Origin of the sequence: Streptococcus sp. 1032 (genome assembly GCF_013277015.1) — a bacterium.
GTDB lineage: Bacteria > Bacillota > Bacilli > Lactobacillales > Streptococcaceae > Streptococcus.
Genome location: NZ_VMMD01000014.1, coordinates 18,206 through 41,768, shown reverse-complemented (window position 1 = coordinate 41,768; position 23,563 = coordinate 18,206). Strand labels below are relative to the sequence as shown.

Annotated in this window: 20 protein-coding genes and 2 tRNA genes; 5 read left to right on the top strand and 17 right to left on the bottom strand. The window is 35.8% G+C overall.

Annotated elements, in window-relative coordinates; translation table 11 throughout:
- Positions 1–77: 77 nt before the first annotated feature.
- From HT711_RS04380 to HT711_RS04335, 10 genes are all read right to left on the bottom strand, one after another.
- A complete protein-coding gene (locus tag HT711_RS04380; RefSeq protein ID WP_081530007.1) occupies positions 78–1,256 on the bottom strand; it encodes a CHAP domain-containing protein in 1,179 nt (392 codons plus the stop codon).
- Positions 1,257–1,349: 93 nt separating this feature from the next.
- On the bottom strand, positions 1,350–1,844 hold the full coding sequence (gene mreD, locus HT711_RS04375; protein WP_173234334.1) for a rod shape-determining protein MreD: 495 nt from the start codon (positions 1,842–1,844) through the stop codon (positions 1,350–1,352).
- Complete coding sequence (gene mreC / locus HT711_RS04370; RefSeq protein WP_173234335.1) at positions 1,844–2,662, bottom strand: rod shape-determining protein MreC; 819 nt, start codon at positions 2,660–2,662, stop codon at positions 1,844–1,846. Before mreC ends, mreD begins: the two co-directional genes overlap by 1 nt.
- Positions 2,663–2,721: 59 nt before the next feature.
- Complete coding sequence (locus HT711_RS04365; RefSeq protein WP_173234336.1) at positions 2,722–3,516, bottom strand: energy-coupling factor transporter transmembrane protein EcfT; 795 nt, start codon at positions 3,514–3,516, stop codon at positions 2,722–2,724.
- Entirely contained in the window at positions 3,509–4,348 is an 840-nt protein-coding gene (locus tag HT711_RS04360) for an energy-coupling factor transporter ATPase (RefSeq protein ID WP_173234337.1), read from the bottom strand. The genes HT711_RS04365 and HT711_RS04360 overlap by 8 nt, the downstream gene beginning before the upstream one ends.
- On the bottom strand, positions 4,333–5,160 hold the full coding sequence (locus HT711_RS04355) for an energy-coupling factor ABC transporter ATP-binding protein (protein WP_173234338.1): 828 nt from the start codon (positions 5,158–5,160) through the stop codon (positions 4,333–4,335). Before HT711_RS04355 ends, HT711_RS04360 begins: the two co-directional genes overlap by 16 nt.
- Positions 5,157–5,702, bottom strand: a complete 546-nt coding sequence (gene pgsA, locus HT711_RS04350) for a CDP-diacylglycerol--glycerol-3-phosphate 3-phosphatidyltransferase (RefSeq protein WP_173234339.1) — start codon at positions 5,700–5,702, stop codon at positions 5,157–5,159. The genes HT711_RS04355 and pgsA overlap by 4 nt, the downstream gene beginning before the upstream one ends.
- 10 nt (positions 5,703–5,712) lie before the next feature.
- Entirely contained in the window at positions 5,713–6,555 is an 843-nt protein-coding gene (gene rodZ / locus HT711_RS04345; protein ID WP_173218759.1) for a cytoskeleton protein RodZ, read from the bottom strand.
- A gap of 41 nt (positions 6,556–6,596) precedes the next feature.
- A complete protein-coding gene (locus HT711_RS04340) occupies positions 6,597–7,880 on the bottom strand; it encodes a pitrilysin family protein (RefSeq protein WP_164226124.1) in 1,284 nt (427 codons plus the stop codon).
- Positions 7,877–9,127: a pitrilysin family protein gene (locus HT711_RS04335; RefSeq protein ID WP_112445431.1), complete on the bottom strand. Its 1,251-nt coding sequence runs from the start codon at positions 9,125–9,127 to the stop codon at positions 7,877–7,879. Before HT711_RS04335 ends, HT711_RS04340 begins: the two co-directional genes overlap by 4 nt.
- Positions 9,128–9,285: 158 nt before the next feature.
- On the opposite strand from HT711_RS04335, the gene yaaA reads away from it, so the two are divergent.
- Together yaaA and recF are read left to right on the top strand one after the other, a co-directional pair.
- Positions 9,286–9,654, top strand: a complete 369-nt coding sequence (gene yaaA / locus HT711_RS04330; protein WP_061438545.1) for a S4 domain-containing protein YaaA — start codon at positions 9,286–9,288, stop codon at positions 9,652–9,654.
- A 2-nt stretch (positions 9,655–9,656) separates the two neighbouring features.
- Positions 9,657–10,754, top strand: a complete 1,098-nt coding sequence (gene recF, locus HT711_RS04325) for a DNA replication/repair protein RecF (protein WP_173234341.1) — start codon at positions 9,657–9,659, stop codon at positions 10,752–10,754.
- Between the two features lie 50 nt (positions 10,755–10,804).
- Here the strand turns inward: recF and guaB are convergent, their stop codons facing one another.
- Both guaB and trpS read right to left on the bottom strand, forming a co-directional pair.
- Positions 10,805–12,283, bottom strand: a complete 1,479-nt coding sequence (gene guaB / locus HT711_RS04320) for an IMP dehydrogenase (RefSeq protein WP_173234343.1) — start codon at positions 12,281–12,283, stop codon at positions 10,805–10,807.
- Positions 12,284–12,434: 151 nt separating this feature from the next.
- Positions 12,435–13,460: a tryptophan--tRNA ligase gene (gene trpS, locus HT711_RS04315; RefSeq protein WP_000165450.1), complete on the bottom strand. Its 1,026-nt coding sequence runs from the start codon at positions 13,458–13,460 to the stop codon at positions 12,435–12,437.
- A 205-nt stretch (positions 13,461–13,665) separates the two neighbouring features.
- Between trpS and HT711_RS04310 the strand changes: the two genes are divergently transcribed.
- Together HT711_RS04310 and HT711_RS04305 are read left to right on the top strand one after the other, a co-directional pair.
- Positions 13,666–15,288: an ATP-binding cassette domain-containing protein gene (locus HT711_RS04310; RefSeq protein ID WP_173234345.1), complete on the top strand. Its 1,623-nt coding sequence runs from the start codon at positions 13,666–13,668 to the stop codon at positions 15,286–15,288.
- 61 nt (positions 15,289–15,349) lie between these two features.
- Positions 15,350–17,893 (top strand): YfhO family protein, encoded by a 2,544-nt coding sequence (locus tag HT711_RS04305; protein WP_164226123.1) that lies wholly within the window; start codon positions 15,350–15,352, stop codon positions 17,891–17,893.
- A 26-nt stretch (positions 17,894–17,919) separates the two neighbouring features.
- Here the strand turns inward: HT711_RS04305 and HT711_RS04300 are convergent, their stop codons facing one another.
- Positions 17,920–20,562: a YhgE/Pip domain-containing protein gene (locus HT711_RS04300; protein WP_173234348.1), complete on the bottom strand. Its 2,643-nt coding sequence runs from the start codon at positions 20,560–20,562 to the stop codon at positions 17,920–17,922.
- A 127-nt stretch (positions 20,563–20,689) separates the two neighbouring features.
- Between HT711_RS04300 and HT711_RS04295 the strand changes: the two genes are divergently transcribed.
- Entirely contained in the window at positions 20,690–21,232 is a 543-nt protein-coding gene (locus tag HT711_RS04295) for a TetR-like C-terminal domain-containing protein (protein ID WP_119941849.1), read from the top strand.
- Between the two features lie 40 nt (positions 21,233–21,272).
- On the opposite strand, the gene HT711_RS04290 is transcribed toward HT711_RS04295, so the two are convergent.
- The 4 genes from HT711_RS04290 to comD all read right to left on the bottom strand — a co-directional run bounded on the left by HT711_RS04290 (position 21,273) and on the right by comD (position 23,549).
- Positions 21,273–21,346 (bottom strand) — tRNA-Asn (locus tag HT711_RS04290).
- 5 nt (positions 21,347–21,351) lie between these two features.
- Positions 21,352–21,423, bottom strand: a tRNA-Glu gene (locus HT711_RS04285).
- 51 nt (positions 21,424–21,474) lie between these two features.
- On the bottom strand, positions 21,475–22,227 hold the full coding sequence (gene comE, locus HT711_RS04280; RefSeq protein ID WP_000866064.1) for a competence system response regulator transcription factor ComE: 753 nt from the start codon (positions 22,225–22,227) through the stop codon (positions 21,475–21,477).
- Complete coding sequence (gene comD / locus HT711_RS04275; protein WP_164226121.1) at positions 22,224–23,549, bottom strand: competence system sensor histidine kinase ComD; 1,326 nt, start codon at positions 23,547–23,549, stop codon at positions 22,224–22,226. The genes comE and comD overlap by 4 nt, the downstream gene beginning before the upstream one ends.
- Positions 23,550–23,563: the final 14 nt, after the last annotated feature.

The following is a 23,563-nucleotide window of genomic DNA, read 5'->3' as shown; positions in this document are numbered from 1 at the left end:
TTTTGATATAATTTTTAATAGTTATTGTCTCTGGTAAAACCTGAAAAAGAGGGCTCTATTCGAGTCCCTCTCTCTAATTAGTCTGCATAAATATATGTTACAAAACCTTCAGAAGTCGTTGTTGGATTAAACCATCCACGGTGATTTCCAAGTGTACGATTACCTGCATAGTTTGATTCTGATACTTGGATACGTGTTGTTGATTCAACAGCTGTAACAACCGCTACGTGTCCATATCCACCATCGTTCCAACATGCAATTGCTCCAACTTGAGGTGTCGATCCTGTACGGAATCCTGCTGCAGCTGCACTTGTAGCCCACTGTGCTCCATTACCCCAATAGTCTCCAGCCCAAGGTGCTAATGTTTTAACTCCCCAGGTACATTCTCCAATTGGGTAAGTTGAGGCATCCGTGTTATATGTTGGACGTACTTTAGCCTGAACAGGTGCCACTGCAGATTCAGATACTGCTTGTACCTGTGCTGTTAGGTTTGTATTACCTGAAGCAAGTACTGATTGTTGTTGGCTAGCTTGTTTTTCTTTATAAGCTGCTTCTGCTGCCGCAGCTGCACGAGCCTCTGCCTCAGCTGCTGCTTTTTGTTCTAATAGACTTGCCTTTTCCCCTTCAGCTGTCGCTTTCTCAGCAGCAAGACTCAATTCAGCAGCTTTTAGTTCTGCCTGTTTCGTAGTCAATGCTTGAGCATCATCAGCTAATTTTTGTTGATTAGCAATTACAGTATTGATAGCATCATTATTTGCTACTTGTTTTTCAGAAATAGCTTTTTTATCTGCCTTTTGTTGTTCTAACATTTTGTTATTCGCAGATACGATTTCACTCATTGCAGCAACACGTGAAATAGCTTCTGTAATTGATTTTGAGTTTACGATTGTATTGATGTAGCTAGTTGCGGCTCCATTTGTTTGAGCACTACGAGCTTGTTTTTCCAAAGATTGGTTACGAGAAACAATGTTTTTAGAAAGTTCTGTAATCTCACCCTCGAGTTTCTTAGATTCTGCTTGTAATCTATCATTTTCAGATTGCAAGTTAGATTGCTCTGCTTGAATAGCAGATACTTGCTCCTGAATTTGATCAACTTGTTTTTGTGCTTCTTGTTGTTGTGCTGTTAAGTTACTAATTTTATTATCTTGAGCAGCAATTTTGTCATCAGTCGTTTCTGCATGAGCAGTCGTCAATACTGCTGCCTGGGAAACCATTACTGTACTTAATAAAAGCGAGGCTAAGATTTTTTTCTTCATGGTTAATAAATACTCCTTCTGTTTAAGACAATACTAGTATACCAAAAAAAACTCCAATAAATATTACGCCTTTGTTACATTTATATGTCGTTCTTATAGATAATATTTTTCAAAAATAAATTGAAAAACAATAATCCATAAAAAATTTAAAATCATCGTCGGTACCAAGCTATAGACTATAAAAATCGGCATGTTATCCACTGTCAATCCTACCATAAAAGCCAAAAGATAACTACCCATTTCAAACAGGAAGGTCAGGACAATCATGGCTAGCATTCTTGTCCAACGATTCAACAAAATAACACTATTCAATTTATGAAGAAACGCTCCCAATAAGATAAATAAGAGAGTTGCAATCCCTATTAGATGGAAAAAGTAAACATCGTAAACCAAGCCTATCACAAAACAATAGACTAGGTAGAGATACTCTGATACTTCTATCGTCTCAAATAATAGAAATAGAAATAGAAAATGACTAGCCAAATGTACATGGGGGAAAAATGAGCCCAGAAGCTGGCTAATATGGGCGTCAATTAGAACAAAGAAAGGAAGCAATAAAAACACTCCAACCCGCTTCAACTGTCTCATTATGAATTCCCCACTAATTCTATCACATCCACATTATGAGTATCTGCACTCAATTTAACAGTTACTTCTCGTGTCAAATAGTCTGTACTATGCGTTGTGGCAACCACTTCACCAACAGGAATATCCGTAACGTTAAAGTTTCCTAATCCACCCGTTGTCACCTTATCGCCTGTACTAATATCGCTATTACTATTTAATTGACTAATTTTAAGAACTTCATTTTCCTTGTCGTAGCCAACAATAATTCCATAAATTGTGGTAGTGCCGTGTTGAATTTTAACAGAAATCTTATCAGTATTTTCCGTATTTGTCAGAAGGTTGACTATAGTAGAGTTCTCCTCTACTTTTGAAACACTCCCAATCAAGCCACCATTTGCAATAGCTAACATATTCTCAGAAGCCCCTTTTGATTTCCCTGCATCTAAAGTCAACTCCTGCTTCCAAGATACCGGAGAACGCATAATAACATCTGCTGCCAAAGTCTTTGTAGCTTGCAACTTGGACTTCATATCAAGCAATTGGCGCAATTGTTCATTTTCTGTCTTTAAAGTTTCCGCCTCATTTGATTTGACTTCTAACTGGTAAATCTGTTTCTTCAAACTTTCATTTTCATTATATGTTCGTGTCAAATGAGCCAAATCTGATTTGACAGAATCAAACCACTGAAAAGGTTTTTGTACAACCCTATCAACCAATGAGATTCCATCTCCTAATTTTGTCACAATTGTACTTGAATAAGTCGTCGCTAAGAGAGCTGAGACAAGCAGAACAGTGACAAAAACAATAATGACATATTTTGATTTTTTAAAACGGTTCATATCCCTACCTTTATATCAAGAACTGTTACAGTAACTTTTTTATCAATTCCTGAAAGCTACTAAGATTTTAAGAAAAATAAGCAACAACCAAGTACGAGAATAACAAGAATGGTCAGCGTATCCTTTCGAGTCCATTTCAATTGTCGGTATTGACTTCTACCTTTTCCACCCTGATAACCACGCGCTTCCATGGCGATAGCCAAGGAATCTGCACGTTTTAAACTTGTCGCAAAAAGAGGAATCAAAATGGGAATCATCGCCTTTACTTTTTGAACGATGCTTCCTTCACCAAAATCCACTCCACGTGCTTTCTGCGCATTCATAATCCGCGTCGTATCATCCATCAATGTTGGAACAAAACGTAGACTCATGGACAGCATCAATCCAATTTCATGAACTGGAACTTTCACACGCTTTAAAGGCGCTAACAAAGCTTCTACAGCTGAGGCCAAACTTAAGGGCATGGTTGTTAAGGTTAACAAAGTTGAAAAGAAAATAATCAATACGAAGCGACAAAAAATAATCCCAGCTTGTTGCAAAGCATAATCCGTGATTCTCACAAACGAAAACTCAAATAAAACATTCCCATTAGAAATGAAAAAAAGTTGAAAAATAGTTGTGAAGGCAATCAAGAAAAACATAGATTTCAAGCCCTGAATAAAAAATGAAAGAGATACTCCTGACAAGGCAATAAATATCCCTGTCACTATGAAAAGAATTAGATTCGTCAAAGGGTTATTAGCCCAAAACACAATCAAAATCAGTAGCATCATAGCAAGTAATTTGCTACGTGGATCCAATCGGTGAACAATCGAATCCCCTGGGATATAACGCCCCAAAATCATACTATCCATTTAGCGACTCCTTGAACTCCTCTATCTTAATCGGTAATCGTTTAAATGACACACCTCTATCAGCCAATCGTTTACAAAAGGCCGTAATTTTAGGTACTCCCAACTGCACTTCTTCCATAAAGACAACATCTTGAAAGACGTCACTCGGTTTACCATACTTAACTAAACGTCCCTTTTCCATTACATAGACTTGATTCGCATATTCAGCAACATCATCCATCAAATGCGTTACCAAGACAATGGTCATCCCTGACTGGTGGAGTTTTTTGAACAAGTTCATCAACTCTTTTCTTCCCAGAGGATCCAGACCTGCTGTGGGTTCATCTAAGACTAATATAGCTGGCTCCATTGCAAGTATACCTGCAATGGCAACACGTCTCATTTGTCCACCTGATAGCTCAAACGGGCTACGATCAAAAAGTGATTCATCAATTCCAACCAAAGCCAGTTTCTCACGTGCAATCTGCTCCGCATCTTCTTCAGAAACTCCAAAATTTTGCGGTCCAAAAGCAACGTCTTTCAAAACCGTTTCTTCAAAAATCTGATTTTCAGCAAACTGAAATACCAAGCCAACCTGTTTTCTAATTTGACGAATATCTTTATTTTTAGAAGTCGAGGTGATTAAGGTATCAAAAACCCTCACACTCCCTTGACTTGGCACCAATAAACCATTTAAGAGTTGTAAAATAGTTGATTTACCACTACCTGTGTGCCCAATTAAAGCCGTATAAGAACCATCTTCAATCGTCAAAGAAACATCCGACAAAGCTGTTGAAGCTAAGGGAGTCCCTTCTTGATATGTAAAATTCACATTTTCTAGAGCAATTCCCATAGCTTATCCTCTAGCTCACTTTCTGTCAAATAATTTTCAGGTAAATCATAGCCATTCTGGCTCAAAGATTTTTTTAATTGATTAGCAAAAGGATCGTCTAATCCAATTTGATCCAAATCATTTCGAGAGAAAAGATCTCTTGGACTATTAGTTGATTCAATTTCCCCTTTTTTCATGACCAACACACGATCACTCATGGCAACTTCTTCCAAATCATGTGTAATGGAAATGACCGTCATATCATAGTCTTTCCGAATTCCTTTTACTGTCTCAATCAGTTCTCTACGTCCCTCAGGATCCAACATACTTGTTGCTTCATCTAAGATTAAAATAGCTGGTCTTAGGGCTACAACACCTGCAATGGCCACACGTTGCTTTTGGCCACCTGATAGACGCGCCGGCTCTCTCTTTTTAAAGTCCAACATGCCAACCAAATCCAGAGCTTCCTCCACTCTCTTTTTCATTTCTTGACGAGAAAGGCCCTGATTTTCCAAACCAAAGGCAACATCATCTTCAACAGTCGCTCCAACAAATTGATTGTCTGGATTTTGAAAAACCATACCGATTTGACGACGTATTTTCCAAACATTTTCCTCAGTCAGCCGTTGGCCATCAATTACAATCTCTCCGGATTCTGCTTCCAGTAAGCCATCAATTAAGCGAACCGTCGTTGATTTACCACTACCATTATGCCCTACAATCGAAAGCCATTCTCCACGTTTCACGTGAAACGTAATATCTTTCACATCATAGTATTCCTGACTTTCCTTATAGCGAAAAGAAAGATTTTTTACATCAATTATTGATTTCATTTCGAACCAAATGTCCCTTTAAATACATAAGCACTACCCTTGAAATAATCATAGCCAGAGTAGATAGTGAAAAACAAGGCTACATAAAGTAGATCTTGACCAAGCAAAGTCCAATGTAATAGCAAGAAAATAATCGCAAACATCTGACTAAAAGTTTTAATTTTTCCAGGCATTGCCGCTGCTAAAACTGTTCCACCAGTTTCAACCAATAAAAGCCTTAAACCTGTCACAGCCAACTCACGACAGATAATTACTGCAACAATCCAAGCTGGAGCCATACCTAACTCAATCAGCATAATAAAAGCCGACATAACTAGTAACTTATCCGCCATAGGATCTGCAAATTTACCAAAATTACTGACCACATTCCATTTACGTGCTAAATATCCATCTAAATAGTCGGTAATACTGGCAACAGCAAAGATAATAGCTGCCACTATATGACTCTCTATCGAATTTCCTACTGTTAAAATAAAGATAAAAATAGGTATAAAGAGAATTCGACCTATTGTTAAGAGATTGGGAATTTGTTCTTTTTTCATTCGTTTTTCCTTAATTTTTAGTAAAGGTTACAGTGATTTGTCCAGTCTGCGCTGTTAACTTCGATAAATCAACAGTCTGATTATCTACTGTCAAAGTAACACCTTTTACAACACCTAACGTAATTGTTACAGGATTTTTTGTTGCAACTGTTGCTTCTGCACTTTTATTATCCGGTGATAAGGTTACACCGCCCTCAAGTTCGCTTTCTGAAACGCTGATCCAACTTGTAACATCTGAAACTGCCAATTGCAATTTAACTGTTTCCTTACTTGTCTTATAAGCGATTTCTACATGATTTCCTTCACCTGACACACTTATAGCTGATTCTACACTAGAAGAACTGCTAGATGAACTACTACTTGAAGAGTGGGGAACAGAGCTAGTTGAACTTATTGAACTTGTTGATTGAACCACACTGTAATTAGAAAGAGAAGCCCCCTCTGGTTGAGTTTGAATATAGTTCCAAACATAATAGGTCACAAAAATTAAAATCGATAAAGCAAAAAGGATAAAATAGAATAAAGGTAAAAATGATGTTTTTTTCTTCTTTTTCTTACTTGAACGTCTACGACCTGTCAACTCGTCTTCATCAACATCTACTTCCTCATAAGTAATCATACTCCCAGAATCATAAGCATCCAAAACAATTTGGTCATCTAACTCAACAGCCCATGCATATTTTCTCAAGAAAGAACGCGTGTAAAAAGGACTTGGAAGTTGATCGAAATCGTCTGCTTCCATTGCTTCCAACATATCTAACTGGATTTCTGTTTTTTTCTGCAATTCATCTAAACTCAATCCCTGATTGATTCTAGCTAATCGTAAAACCTCTCCAATTGTTTTTTTTCTCATACTTGTCATCCCTTCTTTCTAGTGTCTATTATGATAGGTTACTACGATGGGAATATTGTAAAATCAACTATATCCCCTTCATCTATTAAATGATGTCCAGCATCAAGGACATCCTCTAAAGTAATTTCCTGTAAAATCTTCGGCAAATCAAAGATTGTCTCACCTTGTCCAAAAGTATCATATTGCGTTGCAATAAATTCAAGAGAGTTCATGCTACTGAAAAATTCTCCAAACATCTCTCTTTTGATAGTATCCAAATGATCCTCTGTAATATCTAAATCCTTTGTAAAATTACGAATGGCCTTCCTAAACTGATGAGATAAAGCAACTGGCTCTTTTGTATCCATTGTCAACATGACAAAATGAAAGCGACTTGTTACTTCAACTTCCAGAGATAAGGACGCATCAATTTTACCTGATTCATATAATTTTTGAAAACGATCAGAAGTCCAACCAAACATCATTGCAAACAATAATTTTAATAAAATATGATGTCGATAGCAATCGGCCTCAGCAACTTCTCGCTTACCTCTAATCCCAATCGCTAATTTAGGAGAAGACACTTCCATTCTCATACTGTCTGTTTGCTTTACATCTTGTAAAACAAACTTTTCTCTTGCTACTTCCTGAACATCTAAATCTTTACGTTCTTTTCTTTCAAAGTAGTCCTGTACTTGATCCACATCAAAATTACCAACTAAAAACAGAGACATGTTTACAGGTTTGTAAAATCTTGTAAAATTTTCTTGCAAATTAGTTAGATTGATTTGGAAAATGGACTCCTCACTACCAACTATATCAGTTGCTAAAGGTGTTCCTGGATACAAATTCGCTAAAGTTGAAAAGAATAAACACGAATCTGGATCATCTTGATACATTTCTCGTTCTTGCTGGATAATATCCTGCTCTCTCAGAATGGAGTCTTCAGTAAAGTGTGCTGATGTTACCAATTCATCAAGTAAGTCTAAATTTTCTAAAAAATGATCCGTTGCTGAAAAAAGATAACTTGTTTTTGTAAAGCTTGTAAAGGCATTACTATCTGCACCTAGACTCGTAAAAGCCGACATCAAGTCGCTAGAATCTTCTCTTTCAAATAATTTATGTTCAAGAAAATGAGCAATTCCTGCAGGATATTGTTTTACAGCTCCGTCAACTCCTGTGACAAGCGCATCTGCTGAACCAAACTGAACAGTGACACTCCCGTAAACCTCTTTAAATTCCTTTTTAGGCAAAAGAGCAACTGTCAATCCGTTGGCCAAACGAGTCCGATAAACCATTTCTTTTACAGCTGGATAGTATTTTTCTTCAAAAATAACCTTTGTCATTCTATTCCTTCCATAAAGTAAATCGCCTGTAGTTTCACATTATTAGCTGCTCTACAAATATCATCTTTGGCAACTTGCTCGAGTTTTGCAATCCAACTTTTAAAGTCTGCCGAAAATTTTCCAAGTAAGGCATTTTGATAAGCACGTTCAATCAATGAAGATTGATTATCTTGAGAAAGTAACAAAGACCGACGAATCATTTCCTTGGTCTGCTCTAACTCAAGCTCTGTAAAATATCCTTTTTTTAAATCAATCAGTTGATTATTCATCATTTTACGAGCCTGGTTACGATTTTCTCGATTGATACCAGCATACATCCTCAAGAATCCACTAAACAAATCAAGCTGACTTGAAATAGTATAAGCCAATCCAGCATTTTCACGGACATTTGTAAATAGTTTAGAGTGAGCAAATCCACCAAGTAAACCATTCATTACAATCATGGGGAAATGTTGCTCATCACCATATTCAGCAGAGCAATGATATCCCAACTCTAAAATAGACTGTCCCACATTTTTCCTAACCATGCCTTCTTGCAAGATATTGGAATAAGGTTGGCAATATTGAATCTTCACATCCACTTCTCGACCTTTAAAGGCAAATGATTCTAATACATTTTGAATTTCAACCTCATTAAAATCACCTAGGAAAAAGAAATCGATTCGATCATTGGCCAAAAATTCTTGGAAACAAGAATAAGAACTTTGTGGAGTTTCAGCTAAAATACGATTTCGTAAATCACTATATTCCAATTGGAGACGTTCATCATGAAAAAATAATTTATCTAATTCTTTATGTGCGAAATAAAAAGAATCATCCATATCAGCTGCTAAACTTGCTAGCAATTGCTTTTTCTCAATTTCAAATAAGGCCGAATCAAACCCATTATCAACTACTACGGGTGAAAAAAGAGTTTCTTTTACAAGTTCCAAAACCTGAGAAGTTAGCATATTTTTCCTACTTAAAAACTCATCACGAACATAGGTAAATGTCAATTCTACAATGTGACTTTGCCCTCTTCTGAAACAATTGGTTGACATATCTGTACCGTATAGACTGGCTAAATGTCTTCTCAAATCTTGAGAAGTGGGGTACATCTGATTAGCAGTCTCTAGCATACTCGCACTCAACATGCGACCTGCAATCGTATCGAGGGATAATGGAGTGGTAAAACGCACGGCGATTTTGTTCGTTTTAAACTTCTTTGATTGGATAAAATGTGTTGAAATTCCATGCACTAACTCCATGATTTACCTCCTTATATACAGACTTCTATTATATCACGAAAACCTGAAATTTTCTTGTTCTCTGTAACACTTTTGAAATAAAAATCGCTTACATTTCTCCCTGTTTCTCTCACTATTTTTAGGAAAATATGGTATAATACCAAAGATTGAGGTGAATTATGGAATACAAATTATTTGAAGAATTTATTACCCTCCAAGCACTACTCAAAGAACTTGGAATCACACATAGCGGAGGAGCTATCAAATCCTTTCTCTCTGAACATTCTGTTTACTTTAATGGGGAATTAGAGAGTCGTCGCGGTAAAAAACTTCGTATTGGCGATAAAGTTGACATCCCTGACATGAATATTGACATCTTGTTGACACAACCTACTTCTGAAGAACTAGATGAATACCAAGCTGATAAAGTTGAAAAAGAACGAATCGCTAAACTTGTTAAGGAGATGAATAAAGGAGTAAAAAAAGACAACTCTAAACCTACTTCATCACCAAAAAGCAAACAAGCTCCGCGATTCCCTGGTAGATAATCATGTGGCTACAACACCTATCTCTCAAGACTTTTCGTAATTACAAAGAGACGAAAATAGACTTTAATCCTAAATTGAATGTCTTTTTGGGACGTAATGCACAAGGAAAAACAAATATGTTAGAGGCTATCTATTTTTTAGCCTTAACGCGTAGTCATCGAACTCGAACAGATAAAAATCTCATTCATTTTGATGAGGAACAACTTCATCTTTCAGGTCTTGTTCAGAAAAAAACGGGATCTATTCCCCTCGAAATCGAACTAACACAAAAAGGACGTGTGACAAAAGTTAATCATTTAAAACAGGCACGCCTTTCAGATTATGTAGGACACATGAATGTTGTCTTATTTGCTCCTGAAGATTTACAACTAATTAAAGGAGCACCTTCGGTTCGACGAAAATTCATTGATATGGAACTTGGACAAATCAAGCCAATCTATTTATCTGACTTAACCAATTATAACCACATCCTAAAGCAAAGAAACACTTACCTAAAATCAGCTCAAAAAATAGATGAAACCTTCCTTTCAGTACTAGATGATCAGCTAGTTGATTATGGATGTCGTGTGATGAATCACCGCTTAGATTTCATAAAAAAACTAGAATATTTTGGCCGTAAGAAACATTTTGAGCTTTCTAATCAGATTGAAGAGTTGTCAATATACTATCAATCTTCTGTCAAGCTAACTGACAAAGAAGACTTATCCGAATCTTTCAAAATTTCTTTAGAAAAAAGTAGATCCAGAGATTTATTAAAAAAGAATACTGGTGTCGGTCCTCATCGAGATGACATTTCTTTTTATATAAATGGGATGGATGCTAGTTTCGGAAGTCAAGGCCAACATCGTAGTCTCGTCCTTTCTATAAAATTAGCAGAAATCGAATTAATGGAAAGTATTACTACAGAATCTCCAATATTACTGCTTGACGATGTCATGAGTGAACTTGATAACACTAGACAATTAAAATTATTAGAAACGATTTCTCATTCAATCCAAACCTTTATCACAACAACAAGCTTAGATCATCTTCAAAATCTGCCAGAAAATCTAAGTATCTTCACTATTCAAGATGGTAAAGTTATTGTAAATGAAACTTGACAATATTGTAAAAGAACTCCTGTTTCCATGGGAGTTCTTTTCATTGTTTTTTACATAGAATAATTTGGTGCCTCATTAGTAATTTGTACATCATGAGGGTGGCTTTCTTTCAAACCAGCACCAGACATTTCAATAAATTGAGCATTATCGTGTAGTTCTTTAAGGTTAGCTGCACCACAGTAACCCATACCAGAGCGAATACCTCCAATCATTTGGAAGACAATATCAGCTGCTGCTCCTTTATAAGCAACACGACCTTCAATTCCTTCTGGAACAAGTTTATTTGCTTCATTGACAGAACCTTGGAAGTACCGATCGCTTGAGCCTTTTTTCATAGCAGCAATTGATCCCATACCACGGTAAGTCTTGAACTTACGTCCTTGGAAGATTTCAGTCTCTCCTGGAGCTTCATCAGTTCCAGCAAACATTGATCCAAGCATAACTGCATTTCCACCAGCAGCAAGAGCTTTTACAATATCTCCAGAATACTTGATTCCACCGTCAGCAATGATCGTTTTTCCATATTCACGCGCAACGGCTGCAGCATCGTAGATAGCTGTTACTTGCGGAACACCAACACCAGCAATCACACGAGTAGTACAGATAGAACCTGGTCCAATACCAACCTTGACAACGTCTACACCTGCTTCATAAAGGGCACGCGCTCCCTCAGCAGTAGCAATATTTCCAGCAATCAAAGTACGATCTGGGAAGTGAGCACGAATCTCAGCAATTTTACGCAAGACACCTGCAGAATGACCATGTGCAGTATCAATAACAATCGCATCCGCTCCTGCCTCAAAAAGAGCCTCTGCACGTTCAAATGTATCTGAAGTAACACCTACTGCACCTGCAACTAGAAGACGACCAAATTCATCTTTAGCAGCATTTGGAAACTCAATAACTTTTTCAATATCTTTGATAGTAATCAAACCAGAAAGACGACCAAACTCATCTACCAAAGGAAGCTTTTCAATACGGTGCTCTTGAAGAATACTCTCAGCTGTTGAAAGATCTGTACCTACAGGAGCAGTCACAAGATTTTCACTGGTCATATGATTTGAGATTGGTTGGTTATAGTCAGAAATAAAACGAAGATCTCGGTTTGTCAAAATACCAACCAATTTACGATTTTCAAGTGTTTCAACAACTGGAACACCACTGATGCGGTAACGACCCATAAGCTCATCTGCTTCAGCAATTGTATGTTCAGGCGTCAAGAAGAACGGATCAATAATAACTCCATTTTCAGAACGTTTTACCTTACGAACCTCGTCTGCTTGTTGAGCAATTGACATGTTTTTATGGATAACTCCGAGACCGCCTGCACGAGCAATAGCAATAGCCATTTGACTCTCTGTAACTGTGTCCATGGCAGCGGTAATAATTGGGATATTTAAAGTCAGATTATCTGCCAATTTAGTTGTTAAATCTGCATCGTTAGGCAACACATGACTTTCAGCTGGAATAAGCAATACATCATCAAAGGTAAAACCTTTTTTCAAAAATTTAGTGTCCCAATTAGACATTCGAAGTTTCCTCTTTTCTTTCTTTTTGAGCTTGACTCTTTTTATATTGTATCTATCATACCATTCTATAAAAATTTGTCAAATGTTACAGGGGTAAATAAAAAACTATCTTTTCTTTGAGATAGAAATGATAGTTTCTTATAAAATAAACTTAGTTAAAGTAATGAAGTCCCATTGCTCCTTTAACTTCAGATAGGGTTTGACCTGCAACTTCACGCGCTCTTTCACTACCTTTTTGAAGCATATTATAAACTTCTCCCATATCCTTAGCAAATTCGATACGGCGCTCACGAATAGGACCAAGTTCACGTTCTAATATTTCAAGTAGATAACGCTTGGTCTTCACATCACCAAGACCACCTCGTTGATAATGTTCTTTCATGTCAGCAATTTCTTGAGCATCTTCTGGACGACCAAAAACATCTAGATAATGGAAAACCATATTTCCTTCAATTTTACCTGGATCCTCAACGCGGATATGATCTGGATCTGTATACATACTCATTACTTTTTTACGCAAAGTATCCGCATCATCAGCTAAATAAATACCATTATTGAGTGATTTAGACATTTTAGCATTTCCATCTAAACCAGGTAAACGCCCTGCTCTCTCATTTTCTGGATAAATACCTTCCGGTTCTACCAAGACATCACAGTTATATGCATTGTTAAAAGAACGAACAATTTCACGAGTTTGCTCAATCATTGGTTTCTGATCTGTCCCAACAGGAACATAATCAGCTTTGAAAGCTGTGATGTCAGCTGCTTGAGCTATTGGATAGACCAAGAATCCTGTCGGAATGCTTTCTCCAAATCCTTTCTGAGCAATTTCTGTCTTGACAGTTGGATTACGCTCCAGACGTGCTAATGAAACCAGATTCATATAATACATAGACAACTCAGCCAACTCTGGAATCTGACTTTGAATAAAAATAGTTGACTTACTTGGATCCAATCCAACTGCAAGGTAATCCAAAGCCACATTTCCGATAGACTCTACAATGGTTTGAGGATCTTTGGCATGATCTGTCAATGCTTGTTGGTCAGCCAAGAACACAAACATATCATACTTATCCTCTTCCTGTAATAATACTCGATTTTTGAGACTTCCAACATAATGCCCAATATGCAATTTTCCTGTTGGACGGTCTCCTGTTAAAATAATGGGTTTAGTCATTTTATTCTCCTTCGATATGGTCCCTTCAATTATAGCATTTTTTTAATGAAATAACTGCAATTTATAAAAATAAATCAACCTTGCTATTTACGGATTTTTGTAAAGTATGCTGTAAATGTAATTTACACAAAATTGACAGATAAAAATTTGAATATTTCCGTATTTTCTAGTAGAATAAATATATTACACATATAGGAGAAAAACATTGCTTACAGTATCTGATGTTTCACTACGTTTTAGTGATCGCAAACTTTTTGATGATGTCAATATCAAATTTACAGAAGGAAATACTTACGGATTAATCGGTGCTAATGGTGCCGGAAAATCAACCTTTTTAAAAATTTTAGCTGGAGATATCGAACCTACTACTGGTCACATCTCTCTTGGTCCAGATGAGCGTCTCTCTGTTCTCCGTCAAAATCACTTTGACTATGAAGATGAACGTGCCATTGATGTCGTTATCATGGGAAATGAAAAACTTTATAGCATCATGAAAGAGAAAGATGCTATCTACATGAAGGAAGATTTCTCAGACGAGGACGGGGTTCGTGCTGCCGAACTCGAAGGAGAGTTTGCCGAACTTGGAGGTTGGGAAGCAGAGAGTGAAGCCTCTCAACTCCTTCAAAACCTAAACATTACAGAAGAATTGCACTACCAAAACATGAGCGAATTGACCAACGGTGAGAAAGTAAAAGTTCTCCTTGCCAAAGCACTTTTTGGTAAACCAGATGTTCTTCTTTTGGACGAGCCTACCAACGGTTTGGATATCCAATCGATTACTTGGTTAGAAGACTTCTTGATTGATTTTGATAACACAGTTATCGTAGTATCCCACGACCGTCACTTCTTAAACAAAGTATGTACTCACATGGCCGACCTTGACTTTGGAAAAATCAAACTCTATGTCGGAAACTACGACTTCTGGAAGGAATCTTCTGAGCTTGCTGCTAAATTGCTAGCAGACCGTAATGCAAAAGCAGAGGAAAAAATTAAGCAATTGCAAGAATTCGTTGCTCGTTTCTCTGCTAATGCTTCTAAATCAAGACAAGCAACATCACGTAAGAAAATGCTTGATAAGATTGAGCTAGAAGAGATTGTGCCATCTAGTCGTAAATATCCATTTATCAACTTTAAAGCAGAACGTGAAATTGGTAATGATCTCTTGACAGTAGAAAATCTAACTGTAAAGATTGACGGTGAGACTATTTTAGATAATATCAGCTTTATCTTGCGTCCAGGTGATAAGACAGCGCTTATTGGACAAAATGACATCCAAACGACTGCATTAATTCGTGCAATCATGGGAGACATTGACTATGAAGGAACTGTCAAATGGGGAGTTACTACTAGCCGTTCTTACTTGCCAAAAGATAACTCGGCAGATTTTGCAGGAGGAGAGTCAATCCTTGACTGGTTGCGTCAATTCGCAAGTAAAGAAGAAGATGACAATACTTTCCTACGTGGCTTCCTCGGCCGTATGCTCTTCTCTGGAGATGAGGTTAACAAACCTGTCAACGTCTTGTCAGGGGGAGAAAAAGTTCGTGTCATGCTTTCAAAACTCATGCTCTTGAAATCAAATGTCCTTGTACTTGATGATCCAACCAATCACTTGGACTTGGAATCTATCTCAAGCTTGAATGATGGATTGAAAAACTTTAAAGAATCAATCATCTTTGCCAGCCATGACCACGAGTTTATTCAAACTTTGGCTAACCATATCATTGTCTTGTCTAAAAATGGCGTCATCGACCGTATCGATGAAACCTACGATGAATTCCTAGAAAATGCAGAAGTACAAGCAAAAGTTAAAGAACTTTGGAAAGACTAAATAAAACTTCAAAACTCAGTTGGGTTAACCAGCTGAGTTTTCTAACATTTTATGAGGTAACATGAAATTATTTTTTAAAACATATTGGACCTATTTTGTTTCCTTCATCATTCCCGTAGTCATTATGACAGGAGTATACCTATCTCAAGGTATCTACTGGAATAGTGACAACTCTCCTCTATTAGGGGATGGGTTTCATCAATACGTTATTTTTGATGTATCCTTACGAAATATCCTACATGGAAATAGTAGTCTATTTTACACCTTTACAAGTGGCCTCGGATTAAATTTCTATGCCCTATCTAGTTATTACTTAGGTAGTTTCTTTTCACCACTAGTTTACTTTTTTGATCTAACGAATATGCCAGATGCTGTCTATATGACAACTCTCTTAAAATTTGGATTGATTGGACTGTCAACTTACTTTAGTTTAAATAATTTATTTCAATCGATTCCTAAGCCTTTAAAACTAGCCTTATCTACTTCATATGCTCTGATGAGTTTCTCTGTCAGTCAATTAGAGATAAAAACCTGGCTAGATGTTTTTATCTTGATTCCTTTAATTATCACTGGTTTACATCTACTGATAACTGAAAAGAAATTCCTATTGTACTTTACAAGTCTGTCAATTTTGTTTATTCAAAATTATTATTTTGGCTATATGACAGCATTGTTTCTTATTTTCTGGTATCTCTGTCAAATTTCGTGGGACTTTAAAACCCGAAAATCATCTTTTCTTGATTTTGTTGTCACCTCCTTTTTAGCTGGTATGGCTAGTTTAATTATGACTCTTCCCACTCTATTTGATTTACAGACACATGGGGAAAAATTGACTGAAGTTACAAAGTTTCAAACTGAAAGTAGCTGGTATCTTGATCTCTTTGCTAAGCAATTCATCGGTTCCTTTGATACAACCAAGTATGGGGCTATTCCAATGATTTTTGTCGGACTACTCCCCTTTATTTTGACCATTTTATTTTTTACGATGAAATCTATTAAGTTTCACGTGAAACTTATCTATGCAATCTTCTTTGCATTTCTAATTGCCAGCTTTTATATAGAAGCTCTTGATTTATTTTGGCAAGGTATGCATACTCCAAATATGTTTTTACATCGCTATTCTTGGATTTTCTCTACCTTGTTAATTTACACAGCAGCGGAAGTCTTAAATCGTCTGAAAGAAATTAAAATCTGGAATTTTTTAGTTTCGCTTTTTCTTATAGTAACAGGATTTTTAGCTACCATCTATCTAAAATCACATTATTCTTTTTTAACAGATTTGAATATTCTACTGACTCTTGAATTTTTAGTTGTCTATTCTCTTTTACTACTTGCAGTTATCAAAAAGTTTATCTCTGTAAATCTATTTGCCATTCTAATCTCTTTATTTATAATAGTTGAAATAAGTTTAAATGCTTCATCTCAAATGGACGGAATTGCTAAAGAATGGGGCTTTGCTTCTCGAAGTGCATATAATCGAGATATCCCAGCTATGGAATCTTTCTCAACATATATTGGAAATCAATTTACTCGTACTGAGAAACTAGAGACTCAGACAGGAAATGACAGTATGAAATTCAACTACAATGGAATCTCTCAATTTTCATCTGTTCGAAATCGTTCAGCAAGCTCTACTTTGGATAAACTTGGATTTAAATCCTCTGGGACTAATCTCAATCTCCGTTATGCCAATAATAGTATTTTGGCTGATAGTTTATTTGGAATCCAGTATAATATCTCAGAAAACCCTATTGATAAGTATGGTTTCCAAGATGTATATCAAAAAGATAATCTTACCCTATATGAAAATCAATTCTCTCTTCCAATTGCATTTGCTAGTCAATCTGTTTACAATGATGTCAAGTTCAATGAACACACTTTGGATAATCAATCCTCGTTTTTAAATCAACTTGCTAACGTCGATTTTGATTATTTTTCTCCAATTCCTTATGACAAAACAGAAAATACTAATGATTTGATTAGTGTTACAAGTTCTTCAAATGAGGATGCAGCAATCCAGTATCAAATTGAGGTTCCCGAAAACAGTCAAGTTTATCTTTCTTTCACAAACCTTCACTTTTCTAATGACAAACAAAAAAAGGTTGACATTCTTGTAAATGGAGAAAAGAAAACTTTTACAACTGATAATGTCTTCTCCTTCTTTAATCTAGGCTATACAAAAGATACAAAAACTTTTAATATTCATGTTAGTTTCCCTGGAAATTCACAAGTATCATTTGAATCTCCTACCTTCTACCGTTTAGATACCCAAACTTTAACTGAGGCAATTCAAAAAATTAAAGAACAACCTGTCACAGTATCAACTTCTAAAAACAATGTTTTTGCTACATATGATGTCCAACAAGATACATCTATTTTTTTCACTATTCCTTATGACAAAGGTTGGTCTGCCTACCAAGATGATAAGAAAATAGAAATGAAACAAGCTCAAACTGGCTTTATGAAAGTTGACGTTCCTAAGGGAAAAGGAACTATTACACTTTCCTTTATTCCCAATGGTTTTATTACTGGAGCAATCTGTTCCTTTACTTCTCTTTTACTATTTGGAATCTATAATCACAAACGAAAATCATCTAAGACATAAAAAAATCGACCAGTTGGTCGATTTTTTTAATCTTCTTCCATTTTCTTAGGTTGATAGGCTAGCATACCTAAACAAATAAATAGTACTAATATAACGGCAAGGAAAATAACTTGATGATGAATATTTCCTGTCATAGAGATTGTTTGTCGTAATCCCGAAACTGAATAACTCATTGGTAACCAGGGATTAATAGCTCTAAAGAAATCATTTGTCAAGGCAAGTGGATAAGTACCTGCACTTGATGCTAACTGTAATAAAAGCAAGATAAGAGAAAAGAAAGCTCCTATACGACTATTCCATGTTGTTAAAGCGGTCACCATGGACATGAATACTAAACTTGTTAGGATAATGAGAATAAATGTTCTCATCTCATGATTTGCAGTTAAACCAATAAGATGAACTCCTCCATATACCAAAATTCCTGCTAAAACAGCTATAATACCATTTATTTCTGCTCGAGATTTCAACCAAGCCCAACGGCTCTCTGGATGACGTCCTGAAGGCAACTTCGCAAAGATCATATTCGTTGATATTGCTGCAACAAAGAGAGCAACTGATATCATATAAGGAGCCATTGCAATTCCATTTACAGGAACTTGGTCATTGTCAGTTTTGGATAGACTGAGAGGATTTGACAAAATCTCTGCATTTTTAGATTCTGTTGATGCTGACTTGAGTTGATCACTAGCATTACCTAATCCTTGTCCCAAAGAAGCAACTCCTATCTGTAAACCTTCCAATCCAGAAGTTAACTTTGTTCCACCTTCTGCTAGTTTCCCAGCTCCATCTGCCAATTTATTAGCTCCACTTTCTAATTGAGAAGCACCTGAAAGTAACTGACTGGATTTGTCAACTAGTTGGCTAGAGCCTGACTGCAATTTATCAACTCCTGCTATCAATTCTTGACTCTTTTGATTCAATTGGTTAGAGCCAGTTGATAATTTTTCAATCCCAGACACTAATTCTGGAGTTTTTTCAACTAATTGACCAACTCCTGCTGTCAAGTTAGAAGATTTTTGTGTCAAGGTGTTTGAGCCTGAAACTAGTTGATCCAAACTACCTGTCAAGGTGGCATTTTTTTCACTTAGTTGACTTGCGCCCTGAGAAACTTTATCAACACCTGTAGTATATGTATTTACACCTGATGCAATCGACTGACTAGCAGGAACTAATTTACTAGTAACAGCTCCTTGTATCTCTGTTAATCCACTTGACAATCCTGTCAAAGAAGTAGAAGCAAGCGGTAATACTTGATTAGCTTGATTTTTTAAAGTCGAAAGATTAGAAGATTGATTTTGTAAGTTTTCTAAACTTCCCTGTAAACCTTGTACTAAAGTTACAATTGACTGAGCAGATTGAATACTATCAGTTGAATTTTGAGATACAGAAGCACTTATCTCAGCTTGTTGCTCACTTGTCAATGATTGATAAGCTGCTGTCGATTGAATATTAGCTAATGTAGTCGCTTTATCAGACTGAGCACGTGCTAACATTTGATTAGAAAGAGATACTATACTTGATAAAACAGAATCTAATTGTTTTGTATCTCCAACATCAATATTTTGAATAGCTTGATTTAACTGATTCAAACCAGAAGATAATTGATTAATTTGATCTTTTTGCTCAGACGAAGCATCTAACTTGCTAGAAAGTTGTTGAATTCCTTCACTTAATTGCTCCACACCCATTCGAAGTGTAGCTGATTGATTAGATAACTGATTAGCACCTGTTGCAAGATTTCCCACACCATTTGTATAGGCACTAACACCAGATGAAAATTGATTAAGACCAGCATTAAGCTGAGAAACACCGCCAGTATAGGATTCTACACCAGTATATAACTGATTGATTCCTCTTACTAATTCAGGACTTTTAGAAGATAATTGACCTAATCCGCTATCTAATTGACTCACTGCACCAGTATATGTAACTAAACCACTATTAAAATTCCCTAAGCCAAGATGAAGTTGTTCGACACCAGAAACATAAGCAGATAATCCTTTAGTAAACTGCTCCGTTCCATTTGAAAAGGTTAAACTTGAAGCTGCTAAAGAGTGTAGGTTAGTAGTTAATGTTTGACTTCCTGTCACTAACTGATTCGCTCCATCAGTTAATTTTTCACTACCAGAAGCTGCTTGACTCATGCCATCCTTTAAATCAATCATTTTGTTAAATAAGGCTTTAGTATAGGTCTCAGTTACATTTGTAGAAACATTCTGCTTCAATTGTGTCATCGCAGAATCGCTCATCTTGCTGGCAATAAAGCTATGACCACTTGAAGTCTGATAATCAATTTGCATTTGCTCTGGATGATCCGTTAAAATAGAAGCTGCTTTTTCAGATAAATCACTGGGTAAAGTCACTACCATATAGTAATCTCCATCTTCCAATCCCTTCTTTCCTTCATCTTCATCCACGAAATGAAAATCCAAGGTTTTATTTTCTTTTAAATTGGACACCATGTCTTTTCCTATTGCCATAGTATTACCATTATAGGAAGCCTCTTTATCATTATTGACAACTGCCACAGGTAAGTCAGACAATTGACCATACGGATCCCACATTGAGGACAAAAATATAATATTGTACAGAGCTGGAATAAGAGAAATCCCTATCATGACAATAATAAAGGTTGGTTTTTTAAAAATTGCTTTCCATTCTTTAAACATAGTTTCTCCTTTTTTACACATATTGTCTAAAATTTTGATATAATAGATTATACATTAAAAAATCTAAATTACAAGATAAAAAATCTATTTTTAGACATATAGTCTAATTTGTTTATAAGGAGAAAATATGCAAGAAAGTAACAAACGCTTAAAAACAAAGCGAACTATTGAAAATGCTATGGTACAATTACTGATGGAACAGCCATTTGATCAAATTTCTACTGTAAAGTTAGCAGAAAAAGCCAGAATTAGTCGTTCCAGCTTCTATACTCACTATAAGGATAAGTATGATATGATTGAGCATTATCAAAGCAAGCTATTTCATACATTTGAATATATTTTTCAAAAACATGCTCATCACAAAAGAGACGCTATTTTAGAAGTCTTTGAATATTTGGAATCAGAACCACTTCTGGCTGCCCTTCTTTCTGAAAATGGAACCAAAGAAATCCAAAATTTCTTACGAAATAAACTTCATATCATGCTCAGTACAGATTTACAAAAGCGATTTATGCAACTGAATCTCAATACAACTGAATTAGAATACAGTAGCATCTATCTAACTCATGCACTTTTTGGTGTCTGTCAAACTTGGATTGCACATGGAAAAAAAGAAAGTCCTCAAGAAATAACAGATTTCCTTATGAAGATGCTTGGTGATACAAATTGATACAAAAAGAGGAACACAGTTGTGTTCCTTTTTATCTATACTCCGCCAGTAGGACTCGAACCTACGACATCATGATTAACAGTCATGCGCTACTACCAACTGAGCTATGGCGGATAAAATAGTCCGTACGGGATTCGAACCCGTGTTACCGCCGTGAAAAGGCGGTGTCTTAACCCCTTGACCAACGGACCTTCTATCTGTAGCAGATATAACCATTATATCAATTTCTTACTAATTGTCAATCACTTTTTAGATTTTTTCTCTAAAATATCTTTTAATTTTCTAATTTTTAATCTTGAAATAGGACAACGATGATCTTCATAGAAAACAATTTCTAGGTTTTTTCGATCAATCTCTCTAATATTGCCTATATTTACCAAAAATGACTTATGAGGAGAATAAAATCGCTGAGTATGTTTGTCCTTTTCCTGAATATCTGTCATGGTACCGTAAAACTCTTTGGCAAAATTCTTACCAATAATACGTAATTTATGAGAGACTCCTGTCGTTTCAATATACAAAATATCATGGTAAGGGATTTTTAAATCATTTCCCTTGTAATTGTAGTCAAAATAATCCACCACATCTTCATTTTCAAGTAACATACTCTTCGTGTAAAAGATATTTTGCTCAATTCTCTTCTTAAACATCTCATCGTTGATATCCTTATCAACAAAATCTAGGGCTGATACCTGGTATTTATAGGTTAGAGTCGCAAACTCTGATCGACTGGTGATAAAGACGATAATAGCGTAAGGATTGTAATGACGAATGAGCTGAGCCACTTCAAATCCCTTTTTCTCAATTCCATGAATATCAATATCTAGGAAATAAAGCTGATTTACTTCATCGTTTTCAATGTATTCTTCAAATTCACGGACTTTTCCTGTTGTCTTGTATGATATTGGAATATTCGATTCTTTCGAAATTTCATCCAATATTCTCTCTAGTCTCACTTGATGTTCAATAACATCTTCTAAAATTAAAACTTTCATTCAAATTCCCTCTTAAATCTAATAATTTGTCTAAATGTACTGCCTTCCATCTCTGTTTCTAAAATAATATTGTTGTACTTATCTAGTAGTTCTTTCACATTATTTAATCCTACCCCGCGATTTCTTCCCTTAGTGGAGAATCCTAAAGCAAATAGATCTCCTGAAGGAGTCATCGTCATTTTACATGAATTCTGAATCACAATAACTGTTTCAGTTTCCATCTTAATAACTGCTACTTCCATCTGCTTTTTATAGCTATCAGCCGATCCTTCGACAGCATTGTTCAATAAAACGCTCATGATACGAACCAAATCCAATAGTTCAATTGGGAGCTTGGTAATCGTATCTTTTACTTCCAGTGTAAACTCTACACCATTATTTCGAGCATAGACAATAGACTGAGCAACCAAACTTCGTAAAGCTGAATCTTCTATGTTGTTCAAATCAAAGTAAGTGTACTTATCTGAACGCAATTTATGATTTGCTTTGACCAAAACTTCATTGTAAACTCTGTCAATTTCCTGTAAATCACCACTGTCAATTGCCATCTGCATACTGACAAGCATTCCAGCATAGTCATGTCGAAAACCACGGATTTCATTATACAGTCCGACAATTTCATCTGTATAATTCTGTAAATGTTTCTGTTCAAATTTCTTCTGCTTCAAAGCAATCTCTTTTTCCATTTGTTCTTTATGCGAATTCATTGCAAAGAAGGTCAAAAGGAGAGAAATAAAGACAATAGATGACAAGATACTTCCAAAACTATTCAAATGTTTAATCGTACTTACTATATCTGAAACGAAAGATAAAAGATGTAACAATAGTAAAGCAAAAAATACTTTTTTCAAGAAAGGATAAAGGTAGTCCTTGTCAAAATAGGTTAGTTCTAAGTGGAAATAATGAATGATTTTTAATATAACAACATAAGTCAACACCGTTACAACGAAAAAGAATGGGAAATGATATTGTGAAACAAAATTGTCTCCTGTTATAGAGGAGAAAGTTACGGACAGAAAGTTATGAGTGCTCTCATATAAAAGAGATAGTAGTAAACTTAGGAATAGTCCTCTATCCCTCTCATACTGTTTCATCCATCGAAAATAGGAATATAAGCCCAAAGGAAATAAAAATCTTTCAATCCCTATTTTATCTAAATATGGAAGATAAAAGGAAAGTTCAAGTACTGCTTCTACTAGTAATGTATAGATACCAAAAACATATAGTTCTTTTCTATTTATTTGACCTTTACAAATTAAACGGTAACTGTGACTAATAATTAAAAAATGAACAATAACTGTCCCAAATCCAAGTAAATCCATTACTCTTTCTCCTT

What these genes read in the sequence shown, in the direction of transcription:
- HT711_RS04360 (WP_173234337.1), bottom strand. Translation starts at nt 4,348, where the DNA reads ATGGGAATTGCTCTAGAAAATGTGAATTTTACATATCAAGAAGGGACT.
- HT711_RS04300 (WP_173234348.1), bottom strand. Translation starts at nt 20,562, where the DNA reads ATGTTTAAAGAATGGAAAGCAATTTTTAAAAAACCAACCTTTATTATT.
- HT711_RS04295 (WP_119941849.1), top strand. Translation starts at nt 20,690, where the DNA reads ATGCAAGAAAGTAACAAACGCTTAAAAACAAAGCGAACTATTGAAAAT.
- HT711_RS04335 (WP_112445431.1), bottom strand. Translation starts at nt 9,127, where the DNA reads ATGGAGTTAGTGCATGGAATTTCAACACATTTTATCCAATCAAAGAAG.
- HT711_RS04305 (WP_164226123.1), top strand. Translation starts at nt 15,350, where the DNA reads ATGAAATTATTTTTTAAAACATATTGGACCTATTTTGTTTCCTTCATC.
- guaB (WP_173234343.1), bottom strand. Translation starts at nt 12,283, where the DNA reads ATGTCTAATTGGGACACTAAATTTTTGAAAAAAGGTTTTACCTTTGAT.
- HT711_RS04355 (WP_173234338.1), bottom strand. Translation starts at nt 5,160, where the DNA reads ATGAAATCAATAATTGATGTAAAAAATCTTTCTTTTCGCTATAAGGAA.
- yaaA (WP_061438545.1), top strand. Translation starts at nt 9,286, where the DNA reads ATGGAATACAAATTATTTGAAGAATTTATTACCCTCCAAGCACTACTC.
- trpS (WP_000165450.1), bottom strand. Translation starts at nt 13,460, where the DNA reads ATGACTAAACCCATTATTTTAACAGGAGACCGTCCAACAGGAAAATTG.
- recF (WP_173234341.1), top strand. Translation starts at nt 9,657, where the DNA reads ATGTGGCTACAACACCTATCTCTCAAGACTTTTCGTAATTACAAAGAG.
- comD (WP_164226121.1), bottom strand. Translation starts at nt 23,549, where the DNA reads ATGGATTTACTTGGATTTGGGACAGTTATTGTTCATTTTTTAATTATT.
- HT711_RS04365 (WP_173234336.1), bottom strand. Translation starts at nt 3,516, where the DNA reads ATGGATAGTATGATTTTGGGGCGTTATATCCCAGGGGATTCGATTGTT.
- HT711_RS04340 (WP_164226124.1), bottom strand. Translation starts at nt 7,880, where the DNA reads ATGACAAAGGTTATTTTTGAAGAAAAATACTATCCAGCTGTAAAAGAA.
- rodZ (WP_173218759.1), bottom strand. Translation starts at nt 6,555, where the DNA reads ATGAGAAAAAAAACAATTGGAGAGGTTTTACGATTAGCTAGAATCAAT.
- pgsA (WP_173234339.1), bottom strand. Translation starts at nt 5,702, where the DNA reads ATGAAAAAAGAACAAATTCCCAATCTCTTAACAATAGGTCGAATTCTC.
- HT711_RS04380 (WP_081530007.1), bottom strand. Translation starts at nt 1,256, where the DNA reads ATGAAGAAAAAAATCTTAGCCTCGCTTTTATTAAGTACAGTAATGGTT.
- mreD (WP_173234334.1), bottom strand. Translation starts at nt 1,844, where the DNA reads ATGAGACAGTTGAAGCGGGTTGGAGTGTTTTTATTGCTTCCTTTCTTT.
- comE (WP_000866064.1), bottom strand. Translation starts at nt 22,227, where the DNA reads ATGAAAGTTTTAATTTTAGAAGATGTTATTGAACATCAAGTGAGACTA.
- mreC (WP_173234335.1), bottom strand. Translation starts at nt 2,662, where the DNA reads ATGAACCGTTTTAAAAAATCAAAATATGTCATTATTGTTTTTGTCACT.